The 17,291-nt window shown below is 31.2% G+C and carries 14 protein-coding genes, 1 tRNA gene and 2 other annotated features; of the genes, 1 reads left to right on the top strand and 14 read right to left on the bottom strand.

What is annotated here, in order from left to right:
* Nucleotides 1–4: 4 nt before the first annotated feature.
* From RR409_RS07510 to ytxC, 13 genes are all read right to left on the bottom strand, one after another.
* On the bottom strand, nt 5–2,464 hold the full coding sequence (locus tag RR409_RS07510; protein WP_332557121.1) for a DUF3656 domain-containing protein: 2,460 nt from the start codon (nt 2,462–2,464) through the stop codon (nt 5–7).
* A gap of 609 nt (nt 2,465–3,073) precedes the next feature.
* Nucleotides 3,074–4,009, bottom strand: a complete 936-nt coding sequence (locus RR409_RS07505; protein ID WP_332557220.1) for a carbohydrate-binding protein — start codon at nt 4,007–4,009, stop codon at nt 3,074–3,076.
* Nucleotides 4,010–4,530: 521 nt separating this feature from the next.
* The gene (locus tag RR409_RS07500) at nt 4,531–5,523 is read right to left on the bottom strand and encodes a glycosyltransferase (protein WP_332557120.1); all 993 of its coding nucleotides are present in this window, start codon (nt 5,521–5,523) and stop codon (nt 4,531–4,533) included.
* Between the two features lie 293 nt (nt 5,524–5,816).
* The gene (gene zapA, locus RR409_RS07495) at nt 5,817–6,452 is read right to left on the bottom strand and encodes a cell division protein ZapA (protein WP_332557119.1); all 636 of its coding nucleotides are present in this window, start codon (nt 6,450–6,452) and stop codon (nt 5,817–5,819) included.
* A 286-nt stretch (nt 6,453–6,738) separates the two neighbouring features.
* Entirely contained in the window at nt 6,739–9,123 is a 2,385-nt protein-coding gene (gene pheT, locus RR409_RS07490; protein ID WP_332557118.1) for a phenylalanine--tRNA ligase subunit beta, read from the bottom strand.
* A 42-nt stretch (nt 9,124–9,165) separates the two neighbouring features.
* Nucleotides 9,166–10,185, bottom strand: a complete 1,020-nt coding sequence (pheS, locus tag RR409_RS07485) for a phenylalanine--tRNA ligase subunit alpha (protein WP_332557117.1) — start codon at nt 10,183–10,185, stop codon at nt 9,166–9,168.
* Between the two features lie 77 nt (nt 10,186–10,262).
* Nucleotides 10,263–10,481 (bottom strand) — a binding site (T-box leader).
* A gap of 72 nt (nt 10,482–10,553) precedes the next feature.
* Nucleotides 10,554–11,339 (bottom strand): RNA methyltransferase, encoded by a 786-nt coding sequence (locus tag RR409_RS07480; protein ID WP_332557116.1) that lies wholly within the window; start codon nt 11,337–11,339, stop codon nt 10,554–10,556.
* 12 nt (nt 11,340–11,351) lie between these two features.
* A complete protein-coding gene (locus tag RR409_RS07475; protein WP_332557115.1) occupies nt 11,352–12,011 on the bottom strand; it encodes a TrkA family potassium uptake protein in 660 nt (219 codons plus the stop codon).
* A 12-nt stretch (nt 12,012–12,023) separates the two neighbouring features.
* Nucleotides 12,024–13,391: a TrkH family potassium uptake protein gene (locus RR409_RS07470; RefSeq protein ID WP_332557114.1), complete on the bottom strand. Its 1,368-nt coding sequence runs from the start codon at nt 13,389–13,391 to the stop codon at nt 12,024–12,026.
* A gap of 283 nt (nt 13,392–13,674) precedes the next feature.
* Nucleotides 13,675–14,034, bottom strand: coding sequence for a 50S ribosomal protein L20 (rplT, locus tag RR409_RS07465; protein ID WP_332557113.1), 360 nt, complete (start codon nt 14,032–14,034; stop codon nt 13,675–13,677).
* Nucleotides 14,035–14,061: 27 nt separating this feature from the next.
* Nucleotides 14,062–14,259 carry a 50S ribosomal protein L35 gene (gene rpmI, locus RR409_RS07460; RefSeq protein ID WP_332557112.1) on the bottom strand — a complete coding sequence of 66 codons (198 nt, stop codon included), beginning with the start codon at nt 14,257–14,259 and terminating at the stop codon, nt 14,062–14,064.
* 19 nt (nt 14,260–14,278) lie between these two features.
* Nucleotides 14,279–14,806 (bottom strand): translation initiation factor IF-3, encoded by a 528-nt coding sequence (gene infC / locus RR409_RS07455; RefSeq protein WP_332557111.1) that lies wholly within the window; start codon nt 14,804–14,806, stop codon nt 14,279–14,281.
* A 30-nt stretch (nt 14,807–14,836) separates the two neighbouring features.
* Nucleotides 14,837–14,948, bottom strand: a sequence feature (ribosomal protein L20 leader region).
* Between the two features lie 191 nt (nt 14,949–15,139).
* Complete coding sequence (ytxC, locus tag RR409_RS07450; RefSeq protein ID WP_332557110.1) at nt 15,140–16,039, bottom strand: putative sporulation protein YtxC; 900 nt, start codon at nt 16,037–16,039, stop codon at nt 15,140–15,142.
* A 276-nt stretch (nt 16,040–16,315) separates the two neighbouring features.
* Between ytxC and RR409_RS07445 the strand changes: the two genes are divergently transcribed.
* The gene (locus tag RR409_RS07445; protein WP_332557109.1) at nt 16,316–17,029 is read left to right on the top strand and encodes a DUF6873 family GME fold protein; all 714 of its coding nucleotides are present in this window, start codon (nt 16,316–16,318) and stop codon (nt 17,027–17,029) included.
* Between the two features lie 178 nt (nt 17,030–17,207).
* On the opposite strand, the gene RR409_RS07440 is transcribed toward RR409_RS07445, so the two are convergent.
* Nucleotides 17,208–17,281 (bottom strand) — tRNA-Cys (locus RR409_RS07440).
* Between the last annotated feature and the right edge of the window lie 10 nt (nt 17,282–17,291).

The raw sequence follows: 17,291 nt of genomic DNA, 5'->3' as shown, positions 1-17,291 counted from the left end.
TTCTTTATTCTACTCCTCTTTTATAATGTCCTCTTGTATATTCCTTATAGTCACCTTCATAAACTTCATGTGTTACCATTTTTAAAACTTCTAAGACCTTTTTAAAATCCTCATCTACAAAATCCACTCTAAAGAAATTGTAGCCACCTTTTCTCAGCTCCTTCATATGAGGAACTAAATTCACCGCTACGTGATTGTAAATGTGGCTTCTGCAATATTTGTCTGTCTTAAGAATAAATTCTTCCCCCATTCTATCTCGTAGAGTAAAGCTCTCTTTTGCACAATTAGCTTTGCACCCCTTATCTATACTCTTGCCTCCAAATGTGCTACCAATTACACAATACTCACTTATCATTAGTTCATACTTTCCATAAACCATAATTTGCATTGGAACCTTAACACTTTGTGATAATTCTCTTAATTCTTTTCCATTAAGCTCAATACTTACAGCACTTAGATCAGTAAAGTTCCTATAAAAATTGTAGCTATTATGATTAAAGATATTCAACTTGTAATCTCCAATTATAGAAGTTCTTCCTTTAAACCTATTAAAAATTCCAAGATTAGCTGTAACTATACCTTTAACTTTACTAAGATTATCTTCTATTATTGTACATATTGCTTGAAATTCTTCTTTTATCACATTAGGAGCTTTAATGTATAAATTATTATATTTAATTTCATGAATTTTTATATCATTTCCCATTGTAAATAAATCTACTGCTATACCAATATTTTTGTACTTCTCACCGCATATTTCTTCTTCTATAAAGTTTATTGCCCCGGTTAATTGTTCCTTATTAGATACGCATATTAATAAATCAGGAATATTATTGCTATCCTTTTTATTTGTTTCTTTTGTTAAATTATTTTCTTCTCTGATAGCACCATTTTCTTCATTGCATAAAACTTCTTCATTTTTAAAGTTATCTTCTTCTTCTAGCGATATTTCAGTATAATGCATGTTTCTCTTTTTATACTTTTTCACAATGAATTCTGAAACTTCATCAATAAGCTTTCTTCTTACAGAATTTATTGCAGACACTGGTAAAAATCCTTCTTCAAAGTCACTGAATTTAATTTCCTTGAATTCGAAGGGAGTATCTCCTAGTTTGTTTAAATTTTTAATCAAGCTTTCTTTATCCAAAGGTCTTTTTTGTGCTACTTGCACTATATCCCCAAATGCTTCAAATTGTTGGTGTTCATAATCAATGATTAAAACTATAGGTTCATCAACCTTAACCTTCACCTGTAGAACTAAAGGAATTTTTTTGCCATATATATTTTCATAGTTCTTAGCTAAATTCTCCATAAGTTTTGTATCTGAAGTTACATAAAGATCATCATCAGCTTTATATTTTGAGGGCTTAAGGTAAACTACATCTCCTTTTTTAGCAAAGTCAACCTTTTCCTTACCTTTTATGATGGAAGTTACATTAAAACCTCCATGGTTAATCCGCACTCCATCTCCAAGAGAAATATCTTTTAATAATTTTATGGATAAATCTTTGTTAGATTTTCCAAGAAGTACTCCTGTATTTTTAGGGAAGTTATAAGCCATCATATCTTTTCCTACATTACCATGTAGATAAGCCTTTGAAAAACCTTCTCTATTAAATAATTGTGTAAGGATTTCTTTGTGATCACTACTATCATAATTAATTTTGTTATAGACACTTTCGATAGCATCTCTATAACTAGACACCACTCCCGACACATATTCTGGCTTTTTCATTCTTCCTTCGATTTTTAAGGAAGCTGTATTACTTTCTATTAGCCCTTTAATTTCATCTATGGTGCACATGTCCTTTGGGCTTAAAAGATATCCTTCTCTGGTTTCTTCATTGCCCTTATTTATAATAGTATAAGGTAATCTGCAAGGTTGGGCACATCTACCTCTATTTCCACTACGACCTCCAATAACACTACTCATAAGGCATTGACCCGAATAACTTATACATAAGGCACCGTGAACAAAAACCTCTGTCTCCACTCCCAAATCTGTGGAAATATGTTTAATTTCCTTTAAACTAAGTTCTCTAGAAAGCACTATTCTCTTAAACCCTAAATCTCTCAATAATAGCGCTCCTTCTCCATTATGTATAGTCATTTGGGTAGAAGCATGTATTTCAAAATCTGGCATAGACGCCTTTATTAAGGCAAATATCCCCATATCTTGAATTATTAAAGCATCTACTCCAATGGTATATAAAAACCTAGCATATTCTATGGCTTCTTTCATTTCGCTTTCTTTTATCAAAGTATTTAAAGCAATATAAACTTTTACTCCATAAAGATGACAGTAATCTACTGCCTTTATTAATTCCTCATCACCAAAGTTATTTGCATAAGCTCTTGCTGAAAATTTACTGCCTCCCATATAGATGGCATCACAACCTGATTGCACTGCTGCATACATACTTTCCAAGCTACCACCTGGGGCTAATAATTCTATTTTATTCATAATTTATCTCTCCTATTTCCATACCTATAATTATACAATACTGTGAATATAAAACAAGGTTAGCCATCTGAAATAAAATAACCTGTGAAAGTTACTAATTAACTTTAAATCATACTTCCTGGTATATTTTTCAAGATAACTTATGTAGTTCTGCAACTCTCGATATAAAGATTTTTATAAACTCTTTATGCTCCGCTTCTTTCTTAGTTTTAACATAGTTCTATTTTTTAGTTATTAAAGTTTAATATTTTCACTAATTATGGTACTTTAGTTATATTCATAATTGTTATTAATTAATCATTTAATATCCTTAAGAATATTTTCAATGAATTAACTTCTAACCCTTCCTATTACTTAAAAATCTAAAATTATAGAAAAAGAGAACTATAAACGGCACTTCTCCAATTCATAGTTCCCTTCTTATTATTTTTCTGTTTAAAAATATCTATTCCTTACTTTAGCTATATTCTCTAGGTACGACTCCTCAAAGATTACTTGCTACAAAAATAGCTCTCCTATAGAGAGTGACTAGATGATGTATGCCTTCCCTTGATGGGAGTGTGTATAGTTGCCTTCCATGTTTAATATATTTCCACCGTGACATTGTATCTATGCTCTCCATATATGGTATAGATGATTATCTGACCCTGATGCAAATACATCAATTCTATTTCCACCCCATGATACTGCTGCTGGTTCTGAGTTTAGTACCCCACCGAGACTTTCCCAATTACTCCACCTTGAACCATTCCAATTTCTGTATACTAATTCATTATTTCTTCCTCTTGCAAATACCTCAAGTCTATTTGGCCCTGTAGATGCAACAGCTGGAGCCGACGTAATAGCTCCCCCTCTTAAGTCTTCCCATTCACTCCAGGTTGTGCCATTCCAGTACAAATGAATTAGGTTGTTATTTTGCCCTCTTGCAAATACGTCAATTCTATTTGGACCCCAAGATACTGCTGCTGGTGCAGAAGTGAGATTTCCTCCAAGGCTCTCCCAACCACTCCAGGTCGAGCCATTCCAATACTTATGATAAAGTGCATTATCAGTTCCCCTTACAAATACATCCAAACGATTTGGCTGCCAAGAAGCTACTGCTGGTGACGAAGAAAGCCCTCCACCTAAGTCCTCCCAATCGCTCCAACTTGAGCCATTCCAATACTTGTGGAATAATGCCTGGTTCTGACCTCTTCCGAAAACATCGATTCTATTTGGTCCCCAAGATACCGCTGCTGGGGAAGATGTAAGGGATCCTCCAAGGCTCTCCCAATCAATCCAACTGGATCCATTCCAATATTTATGATAAAGTGCATTATCCGTTCCTCTTCCAAATACATCCAAGCGATTTGCTTGCCATGAGGCTACTGCTGGTCCTGAAGTAAGCACACCACCTAAGTCTTCCCACTGACTCCACCCAGTTCCAGGAGTTTCTCCTCCATTGTCTTCCCCATTTTCATCTTGAATATTTTCGAAAATAAACCGTATTATAGACCTAATCATTTGACTTATTCTATTATTGGGCACCCTAATAAATCTTAGCATATTAAAAAGCCACCAATATTCTCTTTGTAAATCACTAAATAATGCTGTTTCCCGTTGCTGCATGTTCCCAGAATATTTACTTGAGTTTTCAATAACATATTGTGCTATAACTGTAAATAAATATCTTGTTATGTTTGTATTCACTCCATATCGTCCAAGTTCTCTATATATATTTTGGAATCTTCTATCTAGTAATTGTGTTATCCTGTTAATATCCTCAGGTTGCTCTCTTATTAGTTTATTATTGAAATACCCTCTTCTATCAGTAGAAGCAAATTGACAAAACTTCTCTGCATTTCTAATAGAGCAAACCCTTTGCCCATTATCATCATAGCTTTTATATTGACAAAAGCCATCGTATGAACATCTTTCCATATAGTTGCCTCCATAAATCATTTAATTACATAATATGCAATACTATTAATAAGTGTTAATGAAGATTACTTAAAAGGCACCTTTACATATTTTTTATTTATAAATAATAAAAAGTGCTATCTAAACTTGATGGCACTTTTCTGTAACTATTTCATTAATTCTAAATAACTATTATATATATCCTCTATAGCTTTTTTCCATGTGAAATTAGCAGCTATATAATCTTTCAAATTATTATCTTTTCTTTTTTCATATCCCTTCATAATGGCTTCCTTTACACAAAGCTCATCATAGGGATTACAATATATTCCCATGTCTTTAAAGTATTCCTTTGATGCGCCTTCCTCTGTCACTACAATATTACATCCACTAGCAGCTGCTTCAAGGGAAGACAACGTAGTTACTTCTACAAAGCTAGGGATTGCATAAACTCTTGCAAACTTATAGGCATTATAAACATTATAATCATCCATAAAACCTAGGTATTTTACATTATCATATTCCAAACACTTTCTTAAGTATTTCTTTTCCGTTATTGGACCTATAAGCACTAATGTTAACTCTAGCTCTTTGCAAACCTTACTTAAAAGTAGCTGATTTTTACTATTACATATTCTCCCTACGGAAAGCACATAATTATTCAGGTTATATCTTTCCTTAAAATTATACAGTGGGATATCTTCATACTCTAAATCTATACCATTATGAATAACCTTGCACTTTCCTCTAAAATTAAAATCCTTACTTAAAGCTTTTTTTTCATAGTGACTACTGCAAATTATAAGTTTACTTTTACTAAGCATTTCTTCTCTATAGATTTTACAACTATTCCAAAGCTTTAGTCTATCCATATCCTTTATGTGATTGTAAAAATTACTCATATCAAAATATAGTGGTGATATAACTATTTTACATTTTAAATTATAAGCAGCTTTAAAATGTTTATAAGTATCAAAAATACTCTTTATATCAAATAGATGTATAATATCATAGCTAGCATAATCATAATCCTCATCACTACACGCTATGTCTACCTCTACTCCTAAAACTTTTAAATAGTCATACATCTTAAGCAGGATGGTGGTATCTCCTGCAGTATTTTTTAAGTAGTCGCCCCTTGCACATAACAAAACCTTCATCTACAATCCCCCTAAGAATGGTACCTTTAACATATAACTATGCAGGAGATTTTTTAATTATCACAATTACTTAATATATATAGACTTTTAAGGTGAAATAACAAATGCAAAATACACTTGGTATTTTGTATTAAACAAGTACAAGCGTTATTGATTGTGCCATACTAGCAAGAGATTTATTTGCATAATATGGGATAAAACATGCCATTTACTATCTAAGTATTTTTAAAAGACTCTAAAATAGTATCTTAACAAAAAGGGAAATGCATAGTAATATGTCAAAAGACACCTTACTATGCATTTATTTTAATCAATGAATTATTTTTTAGCTTTTCCTGTACAATCTCTTTATTTTTAATTTCTAATTCAACTGCCAGTTCTTTTATTCTTCTCATCCTGTCACAGCTTTCATCTCTTAATTTCCTTTTTTCAGAAAATAGCTTCCTATTCACCAAAGTAAGCTTTTCATTTTCACTGACAAGTCTTTCATTTTCAAATTTTATTGATTTAGCAGCAATCTCCATCTCATTCATTTCTTCATTAGCCTTTTCTAATTGCCTTTTTATTGCTTCTCCTTGGTTGCTTTCTAAATCATTCATTTTTATTTTTAAATCTCTATTTTCAAAGGACACTTGTTCTAATATGTTTTTTAAACGTTCTACTTCCGATATAAGAGCCTTTTGTTCGTTAAGTAATGTTTTATAATTTTCATTAATTCTTTCATAAGCCTCTCTACTTTTGAAAGCTTCGTCTCCAAGATTTAATGCAGCAAGAATTGTTGCATCTGGACGACTTATTTTTGAGTTGTTATCCATTAAAGTGGATATTTTTTTATCCACATAACGAGCGACCATATGTAAATAAGCATCATTTTCTTCTGCTTTAAGATTATATTCCATTCCATTTATCTTAACAGTAATAATGTTCACACAAACACCCTCTTAAATATATAGTTATTTATATTCTAACATATAAAACCTTTTTGTTGAACTATATATTATAAAATATATGGAAAATCCCTACTATAAAGTTTAATAACTTATTAAAATCCATTTTATAGGTGCTACCTACTAAGTATTTTAAAAGGTATGATAAAAGCCCCAAGAAAAAACTCTTAGGGCTTTTGTTTTATAATAAATAGCTTCATTTTACTTACAAATTTTTAAAGATTATTTCCATAAGAAACCTGTAATAGAAAATATTTAGCGTCTACCTTTATACCTGTCTAAGCTCTGCACCTAATTTATGCTCAAGACTTCTTAGTATTTTATCATGAACTTTACTAACTTCATTATCTGTTAATGTTTTTTCACTATTTCTATACACAATTGCATAAGCAACACTCTTTTTACCTTCTGGAATCTGTTTCCCTTTGTAAACATCAAAGAGTTTAACACTTTCAAGGATTCCTCCGCCTTGTTTTTTAATGGTATCTTCGATTTCTTGTACAAGAACCTCATCATCCACCAGTAATGCAATATCTCTTGTTACTGCTGGGAATTTAGGAAGAGCCTTGTATTTCTTTTCAATATTAGCATTTTTCAATAATAAATCTAGATTTAATTCTGCAACAAAACATCTAATATCCATATCATAATTGCCAGCAACATCTGGGTGTATTTCTCCCATAACTCCAATATAATCTTTTCCTATATAAAGAGCTGCAGTTTTACCTGGGTGGAAGCTTGGATTTTCAGCTTCTCTTTTAAATGTAGGATTATTTATGCCAAAGGCATTAAGCATATTTTCTACTATCCCTTTAAGTTCCAAGTAATCTAAATTTCCATACATACCTATGGTCACAAGATTTCTTTCTTCTGGCAACTTATTTTCATCCACATTTTTCATATAAACTTTACCAAGTTCAAAAAGCATAGCTGTGTCATTGCTCTTTGCATAGTTTCTTCCTAAAGATTCCATCATTGATGCTAGCGTAGTAGTTCTCATAATTTTAAAGTCTTCGCCTAGAGGGTTTCTTATTTCAACGGCATTTCTTAAATCGCTATTTTCAGGTAATAATAATTTATCAAATATTTTATTACTTACAAATGAATAGCTGATTGATTGATTTAACCCACTACCCACAAGGGTATTAATTACTTTTTCTTCAAGTTTTTGTTTTTCTGTTTTTCCACCTTTAGTTGTATCACAACTTGGAAGAGTTGATGAAAAGTTATTATAACCATGAATTCTAGCTATTTCTTCTGCTATATCCTCTTTTATTCCTAAATCACTTCTGAAAGTTGGGCACTCAACAATTAACATATCACCTGAGATAGTAGTGTTTAAATCTAAACTATCAAGATATTTTTTCATATTTTCCTTAGATATATTACTACCTAAAAACTTATTAACCCAAGCACTATCTACTTCTAAGAAGTGTGATTTTCTTGGATTATTATAAATATCTATAACTCCCTCCATCACTTCTCCAGCTTCTAGTTCCTGTACTAATGCACAAGCTCTCATCATTGCAACTTCTACTAAATTTGGATCTAAGTCCTTCTCGAATTTTCCAGAAGCTTCTGTTCTTAAACCTAGTCTCTTAGAAGAGTTTCTAATATTAATTCCATTAAAGTTTGCAAACTCGAAAACTACCATAGAAGTATCTTCTTTAACTTCAGAATTAAGACCTCCCATTATTCCTGCAAGTCCAATAGTATTCTCTCCATCTTTTATATTTAGAACGTCTTCATCAAGAGTTCTTTCTACTCCATCCAAAGTAGTAAATTTTTCTCCTGCTTTAGCTCTTGCAACAACTATTGTATTAGTAGTAATTTCTCTTACATCAAAAGCATGCATTGGCTGACCAAGTTCTATCATTACAAAGTTGGTTATATCAACTATATTGTTTATTGGTCTAACATCAGCTTCAAGAAGTCTTTCTTGCATCCATTGTGGTGATGGAGCTATTTTAATATTTTTAACCCCTTTTAGCATATATCTTCTGCATAACTCATCCTTTATTTCTACTTTGTAACTACTTACTACATTGTCCTTACAAGTTTCAGTGAACTTTGTATTTGGCATTTCATAAGTTGTTCCTAAAGTTGCTGCAGTTTCTCTAGCCATTCCTACTATACTTAAACAATCAGCTCTGTTAGAAGTTATTTCAAAGTCAATTATGTCACTTTGAAGATTTAAAACTTCCCTAATATCTTTTCCTAGAGGTGTGTCTTGTGAAAGTATCATTAAACCGTGTACTGGTTCATCTCCAGCTATGCCTAATTCTTCTTCAGAACAGAACATACCATTTGATACCACCCCTCTTAGTTTTCCTTTTTTAATTTTCATTCCACCATGTAAGGTTGAGCCATGCAATGCTACTGGAATTATATCTTGTTCCTTCATATTCGTTGCAGCAGTAACAATTTGAATAGGCTCCTCGCCATTGATATCAACTTGGCACACTACTAAACTATCTGCATCTGGATGTTTTTCAATTTTAATTATTTTTCCTGTAACTACATTAGAAATTTCCTCTCCTGAGGTAATAAGTTCTTCTACCTTAGAACCTGATAGAGTTAATGCATCTGCTAACTCCTTTGGTGAAACCTTTATATCAACATAATCTTTAAGCCATTTTACTGGAACTTTCATGTTACTTCCTCCTTTTATTCTCCATAAATAATCAATAGATTACTAAAACTGATCTAAAAATCTCATATCACTTTCATATAATAATCTTATATCATCTATTCCATATTTTTGCATAACCATCCTATCTAACCCGAAACCAAATGCAAATCCGCTATAAACCTCTGGATCTATTCCACAATTTCTAAGCACGTCTGGATGCACCATTCCACAGCCTAAGAGTTCTATCCAACCACTACCCTTACAAACCTTACAACCTTCTCCCTTGCATACGAAACAAGTGGCATCAAGCTCTGCTGAAGGTTCAGTGAACGGGAAATGATGTGGTCTGAATTTAGTCTTCATCTCATCTCCAAACATTTTTTGGGTAAACATTTCTAAGGTTCCCTTCAAATCTGCGAAGGTAATATCTTTATCTACTACTAATCCCTCTATTTGATAGAATATTGGTGAATGAGTAGCATCTACAGCATCTGAACGGTATACCTTTCCTGGTGCTATCATTTTTATCGGTGGTTTTTGGTTCTCCATAGTTCTAACTTGTATTGGGGAAGTTTGAGTTCTTAGAACCATATTATCATTTATATAAAAAGTATCTTGTTCTCCTCTTGCTGGATGATCCTTTGGAATATTTAATGCCTCGAAATTATAATAGTCATATTCTACCTCTGGGCCTTCTTCGATAGAAAAACCCATGGATAAAAATATTTCATTTATCTTCTCTAGAGTTAAATCAAGAGGGTGTCTCTTTCCTATTACTTGTTTTTTTCCTGGCATAGAGATGTCTATAATCTCACTTTTTAGTCTTGCTTCTTTTTCACTATTTTTTAGTGCATCTATCTTTGCAGATATTTCACCTTCAAGTGCCTCTCTTACCTCATTAGCAATTTTACCTACTAAAGGTCTCTCCTCTGCAGAAAGCTTCCCCATCCCTCTTAATATTGCAGTAAGTTCCCCTTTTTTTCCTAGATATTTAACTCTGATATTTTCTAATTCTGCCTTTTCATTTACCTTACTAAGCTCTTCTAATGCAGATACTTTTATAGCTTCTAATTGGTCTTTCATTTTCTTATCTCCCTTCAAATATAATAAATTAAACATTTTTTAAATAACTGCGTTCAAAAAAATAAAAACCGCCCCTAAAAAGGGACGGATTATCCGCGGTACCACCCTAATTGGACTTCACTTTGTAAAGACCCACTTAGCTTTTTATCGACCATAGCCGCTAGCTACTAATATTAGTTCATAGCTAGAACTCTAGAGTGAACTTCAGTATATTTTCTCAAAAGAAGGCTTACAGTCCAAGGCCTTCTATCCCTTATTGAGTGATACATACTTACTCTCTCCATCATAGTTTAATTATTGAATTTTTCATAAAATTTATTTCTTTACATTATACATATGTTTTTCGCAAATATCAAGTAATAAATCTATTATTTTATATTTTTCTGCCTAACTCCTTCATATATCATTATAGAAGCTGCAACTGCTACGTTTAATGATTCAGCTCCACCAGGCATCGGAATCTTTACTTTTATATCACTAATATTATATAACTCTTCACTTATTCCATTTCCTTCATTTCCTACAGAAATAATGAGCTTTTGTGTAAAATCGATATCATAAAAATTATAGTCTGTTTCTAAGGAACTACATACTAACTTATATCCATTATTTCTTAACTCTTCCGTGAAGGACAAATCCTTATCTTCTATTATAGGAATATTGAAAATTGATCCCATAGTTGACCTTAGAGTCTTTTCATTATATAAGTCTACAGTACCCTTTGTTAGTATAATCCCACTATAACCTGCTGCATGAGCAGTTCTTATAATTGTTCCAAGGTTCCCCGGATCTTGAACCTTATCAATTAAAACATAATTGTTAGTGTTGTTAAAAACCTCATCAGACTTTATCTTAACTACTGCTAAAATGCCTTGTGGGCTATCTGTACTGCTTATACTCCTGAAAACCCCTTCTGGAAGAGAAACAACTTTTGTGCCTTCTTTTAAACAATTCTCAAGTCCATAATCACTAAACTTTGATATGATATTTTCACTTATAAATATAGTTTCAATATAAAAGTTAGACTTTAGTGCTTCTTCTACAAATCTAAACCCCTCTATTATAAATAATCCTTTTTCATTTCTATATTTTTTGTCTTTTAATTTTTTTGTTTCTTTAATTAGATTATTATCCTTGCTAGTTATATGCTGCAAAGTAACAACTCCTTATCTAACTAAATTTTCTATACTATTTAACTCCTGAGTGCCCCCAATTGCTACAATAACATCCCCAGGCATTATAACTTCATCTGCTCCTGGTGAAACATCTATTTCGTTATTTCTCTTTATTGCCATAACATTTATTCCATAAGTAGCTCTAAGATTAAGTTGTTTTAATGTGTTTCCTTCCCATTGTCTTGGAGATACAATTTCTGCAATACTAAAATCTGGAGATAGTTCAATATAATCTAATATACTCGAAGAACAAAGATTATGTGCAACTCTCACTCCCATATCTCTTTCTGGGAATATAACTCTATTTGCGCCTATTTTATAGAGAACTTTTGCATGTAAAACATCATTTGCTTTTGCAACTATATGCTTCACTCCCATTTCTTTTGCCAGTAGAGTAGCTAAAATACTAGCTTGAATATCTGATCCTATACTTACAATTGCTACCTCAAAATTGCTAATACCTAAAGCTCTTAAACTATTTTCATCATTAGCATCCAATTGCACAGCATGAGTAACTTTTTCTGATATATTTTGAACAACTTCTTCATCTGAATCCACTGCCAATACATCATTTCCTAATGCATATAAGGTTTCTGCTACAGATGTCCCGAACCTTCCTAATCCAATAACAATAAATTGTTTTTTCTTCATAATATCCACCTTCTAACCAACTAATATTTTATCTTCAGGATACCTAATTGTATTTCCCTTGTCATGTTTCTTTATAGTTAAGGCAAGAGCTATACTCAATGGACCAACTCTTCCAGCATACATGGTCAACGCTACAAGTATTTTCCCAAAAGTAGTTAACTCTTGAGTTAACCCTAAAGTTAATCCTACTGTACCAAAAGCTGAAGTAGCCTCATACAAATAATACTCAAATGGCCTGCCACTACCTCTTTCAGTAAATGATAAAATCATTGTAACTGCAATCACAAGTCCTAATCCTATAACAGTTACAGCAAGTGCTTTATAAACTATATCCTTATTTATTCTCTTTTTAAAATACTCAGTATCTTCTCTTCCCTTTATTACAGATACAACAGTCATAAATAATATACCAAAGGTAGTAGTCTTGATTCCCCCTGCTGTAGACCCTGGAGATCCTCCTATAAACATCAAAATAATTGTTAATAGTATTGATGCGGAAGTCATTGCTGCAAGATTTACAGAATTAACTCCAGCGGTTCTTGGAGAGATTGAAGCTAATATAGATGATAATACTTTGCCTTTCAAACTCATAGGCTGCATAGTTCCAGGATTATTATATTCGAACATGAAGAACAATACTGTTCCAGTTATAATTAAAATCCCTGTCATTGACAGAACTACTTTAGAATGAAGTGAAAATCTTTTTATTCTTTTATAATGATATATTTCATCCCAAACTATAAATCCTAATCCTCCAATAGCAATCAAAGCAGAAGCTGTTAAGATTACTACAGAATTATTATGATATTCTGTTAAACTTTTGAAATTCCCCATTAAATCGAAGCCCGCATTACAAAAGAAAGAAATTCCATGAAAAATACTATAGTATATCCCTTTTGCTATACCAAAGTCTGGTATGAATTGAGTAGAAAATAATATAGCCCCTGCAAGCTCTATTGAAAAAGTAAAAATTAAAATATATTTTACTAATTTAACTAATCCTTGTAGCGAATTAGAATTAAGAGATTCCTGCATCACCAATCTCTCTCTTAAGGTAATTTTCTTGCCAATAATTAAAGAAAATAAAGTAGCAAAAGACATAAAGCCTAATCCACCCACCTGAATTAGCAATACAATTACAGTTTTACCAAAATAACTCCAATGAGTTCCAGTATCTACAGTTACTAATCCAGTTACGCACACTGCCGAAGTAGCTGTAAAAAGACAATCAACAAAAGGAGTAGATTCTCCATTTGCAGCAGCAATAGGTAAACTTAATATCATGGCCCCAATTAAAATTGTTATAGCAAAACCAATTACCACTATTTGTACAGGAGTAAATCTAAACTTTCTTAAACTATCCTTTAACTTAATGTCCAATTTAAACACCTCTAATTATTTTATAAGTCCTAAATTATATTATCTAATATATACCCATAGTAAAGAATTGTATAGTTAATAAAAAAATTTAATATATTTTACAAATTTAATTAAAAAATAACTAATACTTCTAGTTTAGTTATTCATATTAAAAATCTATGTACTTAGTATTACCATATATATATATATATATATATAATTGCATAAACTAAAAATGTAGCCAAAGGCTACATTTTATGTATATATAAAGTTATTTAAAACTAATTTATCTAGCTTTATAATATTATGCTTGTAATTGTTTCTTTGCTACTTCAACTAATTCAGCAAATGCTTTTGGATCATTGATTGCAATTTCTGAAAGCATTTTTCTGTTTATATCTATTCCTGCAAGTTTCATTCCATTCATGAATCTTGAGTAAGAAAGACCACTCATTCTAGTAGCAGCATTGATTCTAGCTATCCATAATTTTCTGAAGTCTCTTTTTCTTAACTTTCTTCCTATATAAGCATTTCTTAATGCTCTTAAAACTGACTCATTAGCAGTTTTAAATAACTTGCTTTTTCCACCGTAGTATCCTTTTGCAAGCTTTAATATTTTTTTATGTTTTTTACGAGCGTTGATAGCTCTTTTCACTCTTGCCATTCATTTATACCTCCTAGAGAATTCCTATTATAAGTATGGTAATAATTTCTTCATTACTTTTTCTTGTGAAGCTGAAACATATCCAGTTTTTCTAAGATTTCTCTTAGTTTTTGCACTTTTCTTTGTTAATATATGGCGTCTAAAAGCTTTCGCTCTTTTTAACTTACCTGTTCCTGTCTTCTTAAATCTTTTTGCTGCGCCTCTATGTGTTTTCATTTTTGGCATAATAAAGTCCTCCTCTCAGTTATGCTCTTTTTGGAGCTAGTATCATTATCATATTTCTACCTTCTTGTCTAGCTGGTTTTTCCATAACATAGACGTCCCCAAGCTTTTCAACAAATAGGTTTAATATCGTATATCCTACTTGTGAGTTCTCAATTTGTCTGCCTTTAAATCTCACAGTAACTTTAACTTTATCTCCATCTAACAAAAATCTTTTTGCATTATTTGCTTTGATTTCAATATCATGTTCTTCAGTGGTAGCACCCATTCTAATTTCTTTAATGACTACAACCTTTTGTTTTTTCTTAGCTTCTTTATCTTTTCTTTGTTGCTCATAAATGTACTTTCCAAAGTCCATTATTTTACAAACTGGTGGATTAGCATTAGGTGATATTGCAACCAAATCAAGTTCTTTTTCTTCTGCAAGTTTAAGAGCTTCTTTAGTTGGAATAACTCCAAGCGCTTCCCCGTCCCAATTAATAACTCTAACTTCCTTTTCTCTTATATCTTCATTCATCATGAAGTCTTTATTTTTGCTAATAGTATTCACCTCCAGGTGTATTTAAAAATATATTTTTAAATAAATAAAAAAGGACGGCAAATGCCGTCCTATGGTTACTTTATAATAAACATATAAAATTACCTTACCAGCTTAACCGTAAGGTGAGAAACGGCAGTTTCTACTTGTTCTTTCATGTAATATTCAATTTTCATCATTTCTACTCAACAAATTGAATTATACTATGAAGTGACCCTCATGTCAATATGTTTTTAGCATTATTTACTTTTAAATAATCTATACCTTAATCTTATTTAATGACTTTGAAAGATTCCTCAGCACACATCTAATTTTAATGTTATAGCCACTCTTCCAAACTTATCCTTAGACCTTTATGCTATTTCCTAAAACTTCGCATTGTTTACAACTATCACAATACGTTACTCTTTCATTAAATACATTTTTTATAGTATCCAGCAACTCCTTATTTCTACAGTTATGTAATGAATGAATTATTATTTTTTTAGGAGCAGTTGTAATAAGTCCACTTATTATTAAGTCTTCAGAAGTAACTTTGGCTGTATATTTTGTTTCATACAATTCATCCATTAAATTATTTAAAATATCATTTCCAAACTCATCTTTAACAATGTAATCACCATTTTTATCTATCATTATATGAACTTCTTCAAGTTTACTTTCCTGAACTTCTACAAAGTATTTCAGTAATTTAATAAATTCATTATATTCTTTTTCAACCATATACTTTTCTACTATCTTCTCAACAATGCCCTCTAAGTCCTCACGAAATTCCCTCATTCTAAAGGTAACTAATCCTTCAATATTAATTTCTTTATTCTCCTCTAAGCAGCTTGCAATCTTTTCAACTATATTATTTTTTCTATTCATGAAGTATATTACCGTATCATCTATCTTTTCATCTTCATCTTTTAATGATTTTTCTATCATTGTTTTAACAATTTTTATATCATCAAACTTTAAGAAAGGATAGTTCTCTGTAATAAATTTTCCTATATTACTAGAACAGAACTGATTTATTACTACTTTATAAATTGCATTCGCAATATACAAGTTAAATATCTTTAATGTTTTATGATTATAATCCTCTTCTTCACAAAATATTTTTACTAGTTGCTTTTCATTTTCTAAGCTCTCTGAGATACCTAATGTTACATTTTTACCTTTAAAGTGTTCTACTATTTCCTTAACTTCTTCTACAACGTAATTCTTACTACTATCATTTATTAATGTCAATAGTAACATTTAGTTCACCCCTTTTTATCCAAGCAAGTGGATTTTGTCATTTGATATCTTTACCGTAGCTATTTTATATCTTATTATGTGTTTTAATAAAATGTATATGCATTTTATTGAAAACAATTGTCGACAGAGGCATAATAATATATGGAACATCTTGTAGAAATTGATTGTATTGTAAATTTAAAAATGAACTTTATGTATCTTTTTTAGATCTACTTTCTACATATTTAATTACTTATATAACTTTTATGATTATAATATAGGTAAGAGGTGAAATATATGAAATATGCATTTGTAGATTACAGAATTACTGATGAGGAGAAAGCAAATTTACACGACTTAGGTTGTAGTATAGTAACTTGTCCTCCTTCTCCATTGCTATATTCTGCAATTTGTGGCCACCCTGATATGCTCATGCATTTTATTGCAAAAAATAAAGTAATCGTACATAAGGATATGGATATTAATTTTATTAACTTTATTAAAAACTTGAATTTCCAAGTATGTTATACTTCCAATTCATTAAGAAATAGTTATCCTTTTGATATTCTCTTAAATGCTCTTAATTTAGAAAACTATTTTGTTCATAACATTAATTTTACTGATAAAAATCTTTTGTGTTCAATATCAAACAAAAAACTTATTCAAGTAAAACAGGGATATACTAAATGTTCTACAGCTATTGTAAATGATAAGGCCTTGATTACCTCTGATAAATCCATTTATAAAGCATTAGATAGTGAAGACATTGATATCCTACTTCTTCCCCCAGGTGATATTAATTTGCCCGGATTAGACTACGGATTTATTGGTGGAACTTGTGGCTTGCTAGATAAGAAATTAGTGTTCTATGGAAACTTGAAAAATTATAAATATGAAGATCTAGTACTTAAATTTTTAGATAAACACGAAGTAGAACCATATTATTTAAGCAGTGGTCCACTAGTAGATAGAGGCAGTATATTTTTTGCACAAAATCACACTCTAATCTAACTTTTATTTATAATACAAGTCTTAAGTTAAATGTGAATTTAAAAAACTTAAAGGAAGTACTTTGGCATTGTCTATATATTGCCAAGGTACTTCCTTATATTCTTAGTTTAACTTCAAATGCTTAATATTTATTTAATGACAAAAACAAAAATAAGTATTGCAATTGCAATACTTATTTTGGAGGCGCCACCCAGATTTGAACTGGGGATAAAGGCTTTGCAGGCCTCTGCCTTACCACTTGGCTATGGCGCCAAACTGGTGG

The organism is Clostridium sp. (genome assembly GCF_036642255.1).
Taxonomy (GTDB): Bacteria; Bacillota; Clostridia; order Clostridiales; family Clostridiaceae; genus Clostridium_J.
This window is presented reverse-complemented; position numbering and strand designations above follow the sequence as displayed.

What these genes read in the sequence shown, in the direction of transcription:
- pheS (WP_332557117.1), bottom strand. Translation starts at nt 10,185, where the DNA reads ATGAAAGACCAATTAGAAGCTATAAAAGTATCTGCATTAGAAGAGCTT.
- RR409_RS07475 (WP_332557115.1), bottom strand. Translation starts at nt 12,011, where the DNA reads ATGAAGAAAAAACAATTTATTGTTATTGGATTAGGAAGGTTCGGGACA.
- RR409_RS07505 (WP_332557220.1), bottom strand. Translation starts at nt 4,009, where the DNA reads ATGCTAAGATTTATTAGGGTGCCCAATAATAGAATAAGTCAAATGATT.
- RR409_RS07510 (WP_332557121.1), bottom strand. Translation starts at nt 2,464, where the DNA reads ATGAATAAAATAGAATTATTAGCCCCAGGTGGTAGCTTGGAAAGTATG.
- RR409_RS07500 (WP_332557120.1), bottom strand. Translation starts at nt 5,523, where the DNA reads ATGAAGGTTTTGTTATGTGCAAGGGGCGACTACTTAAAAAATACTGCA.
- rplT (WP_332557113.1), bottom strand. Translation starts at nt 14,034, where the DNA reads ATGGCAAGAGTGAAAAGAGCTATCAACGCTCGTAAAAAACATAAAAAA.
- ytxC (WP_332557110.1), bottom strand. Translation starts at nt 16,039, where the DNA reads ATGTTACTATTGACATTAATAAATGATAGTAGTAAGAATTACGTTGTA.
- RR409_RS07445 (WP_332557109.1), top strand. Translation starts at nt 16,316, where the DNA reads ATGAAATATGCATTTGTAGATTACAGAATTACTGATGAGGAGAAAGCA.
- rpmI (WP_332557112.1), bottom strand. Translation starts at nt 14,259, where the DNA reads ATGCCAAAAATGAAAACACATAGAGGCGCAGCAAAAAGATTTAAGAAG.
- pheT (WP_332557118.1), bottom strand. Translation starts at nt 9,123, where the DNA reads ATGAAAGTTCCAGTAAAATGGCTTAAAGATTATGTTGATATAAAGGTT.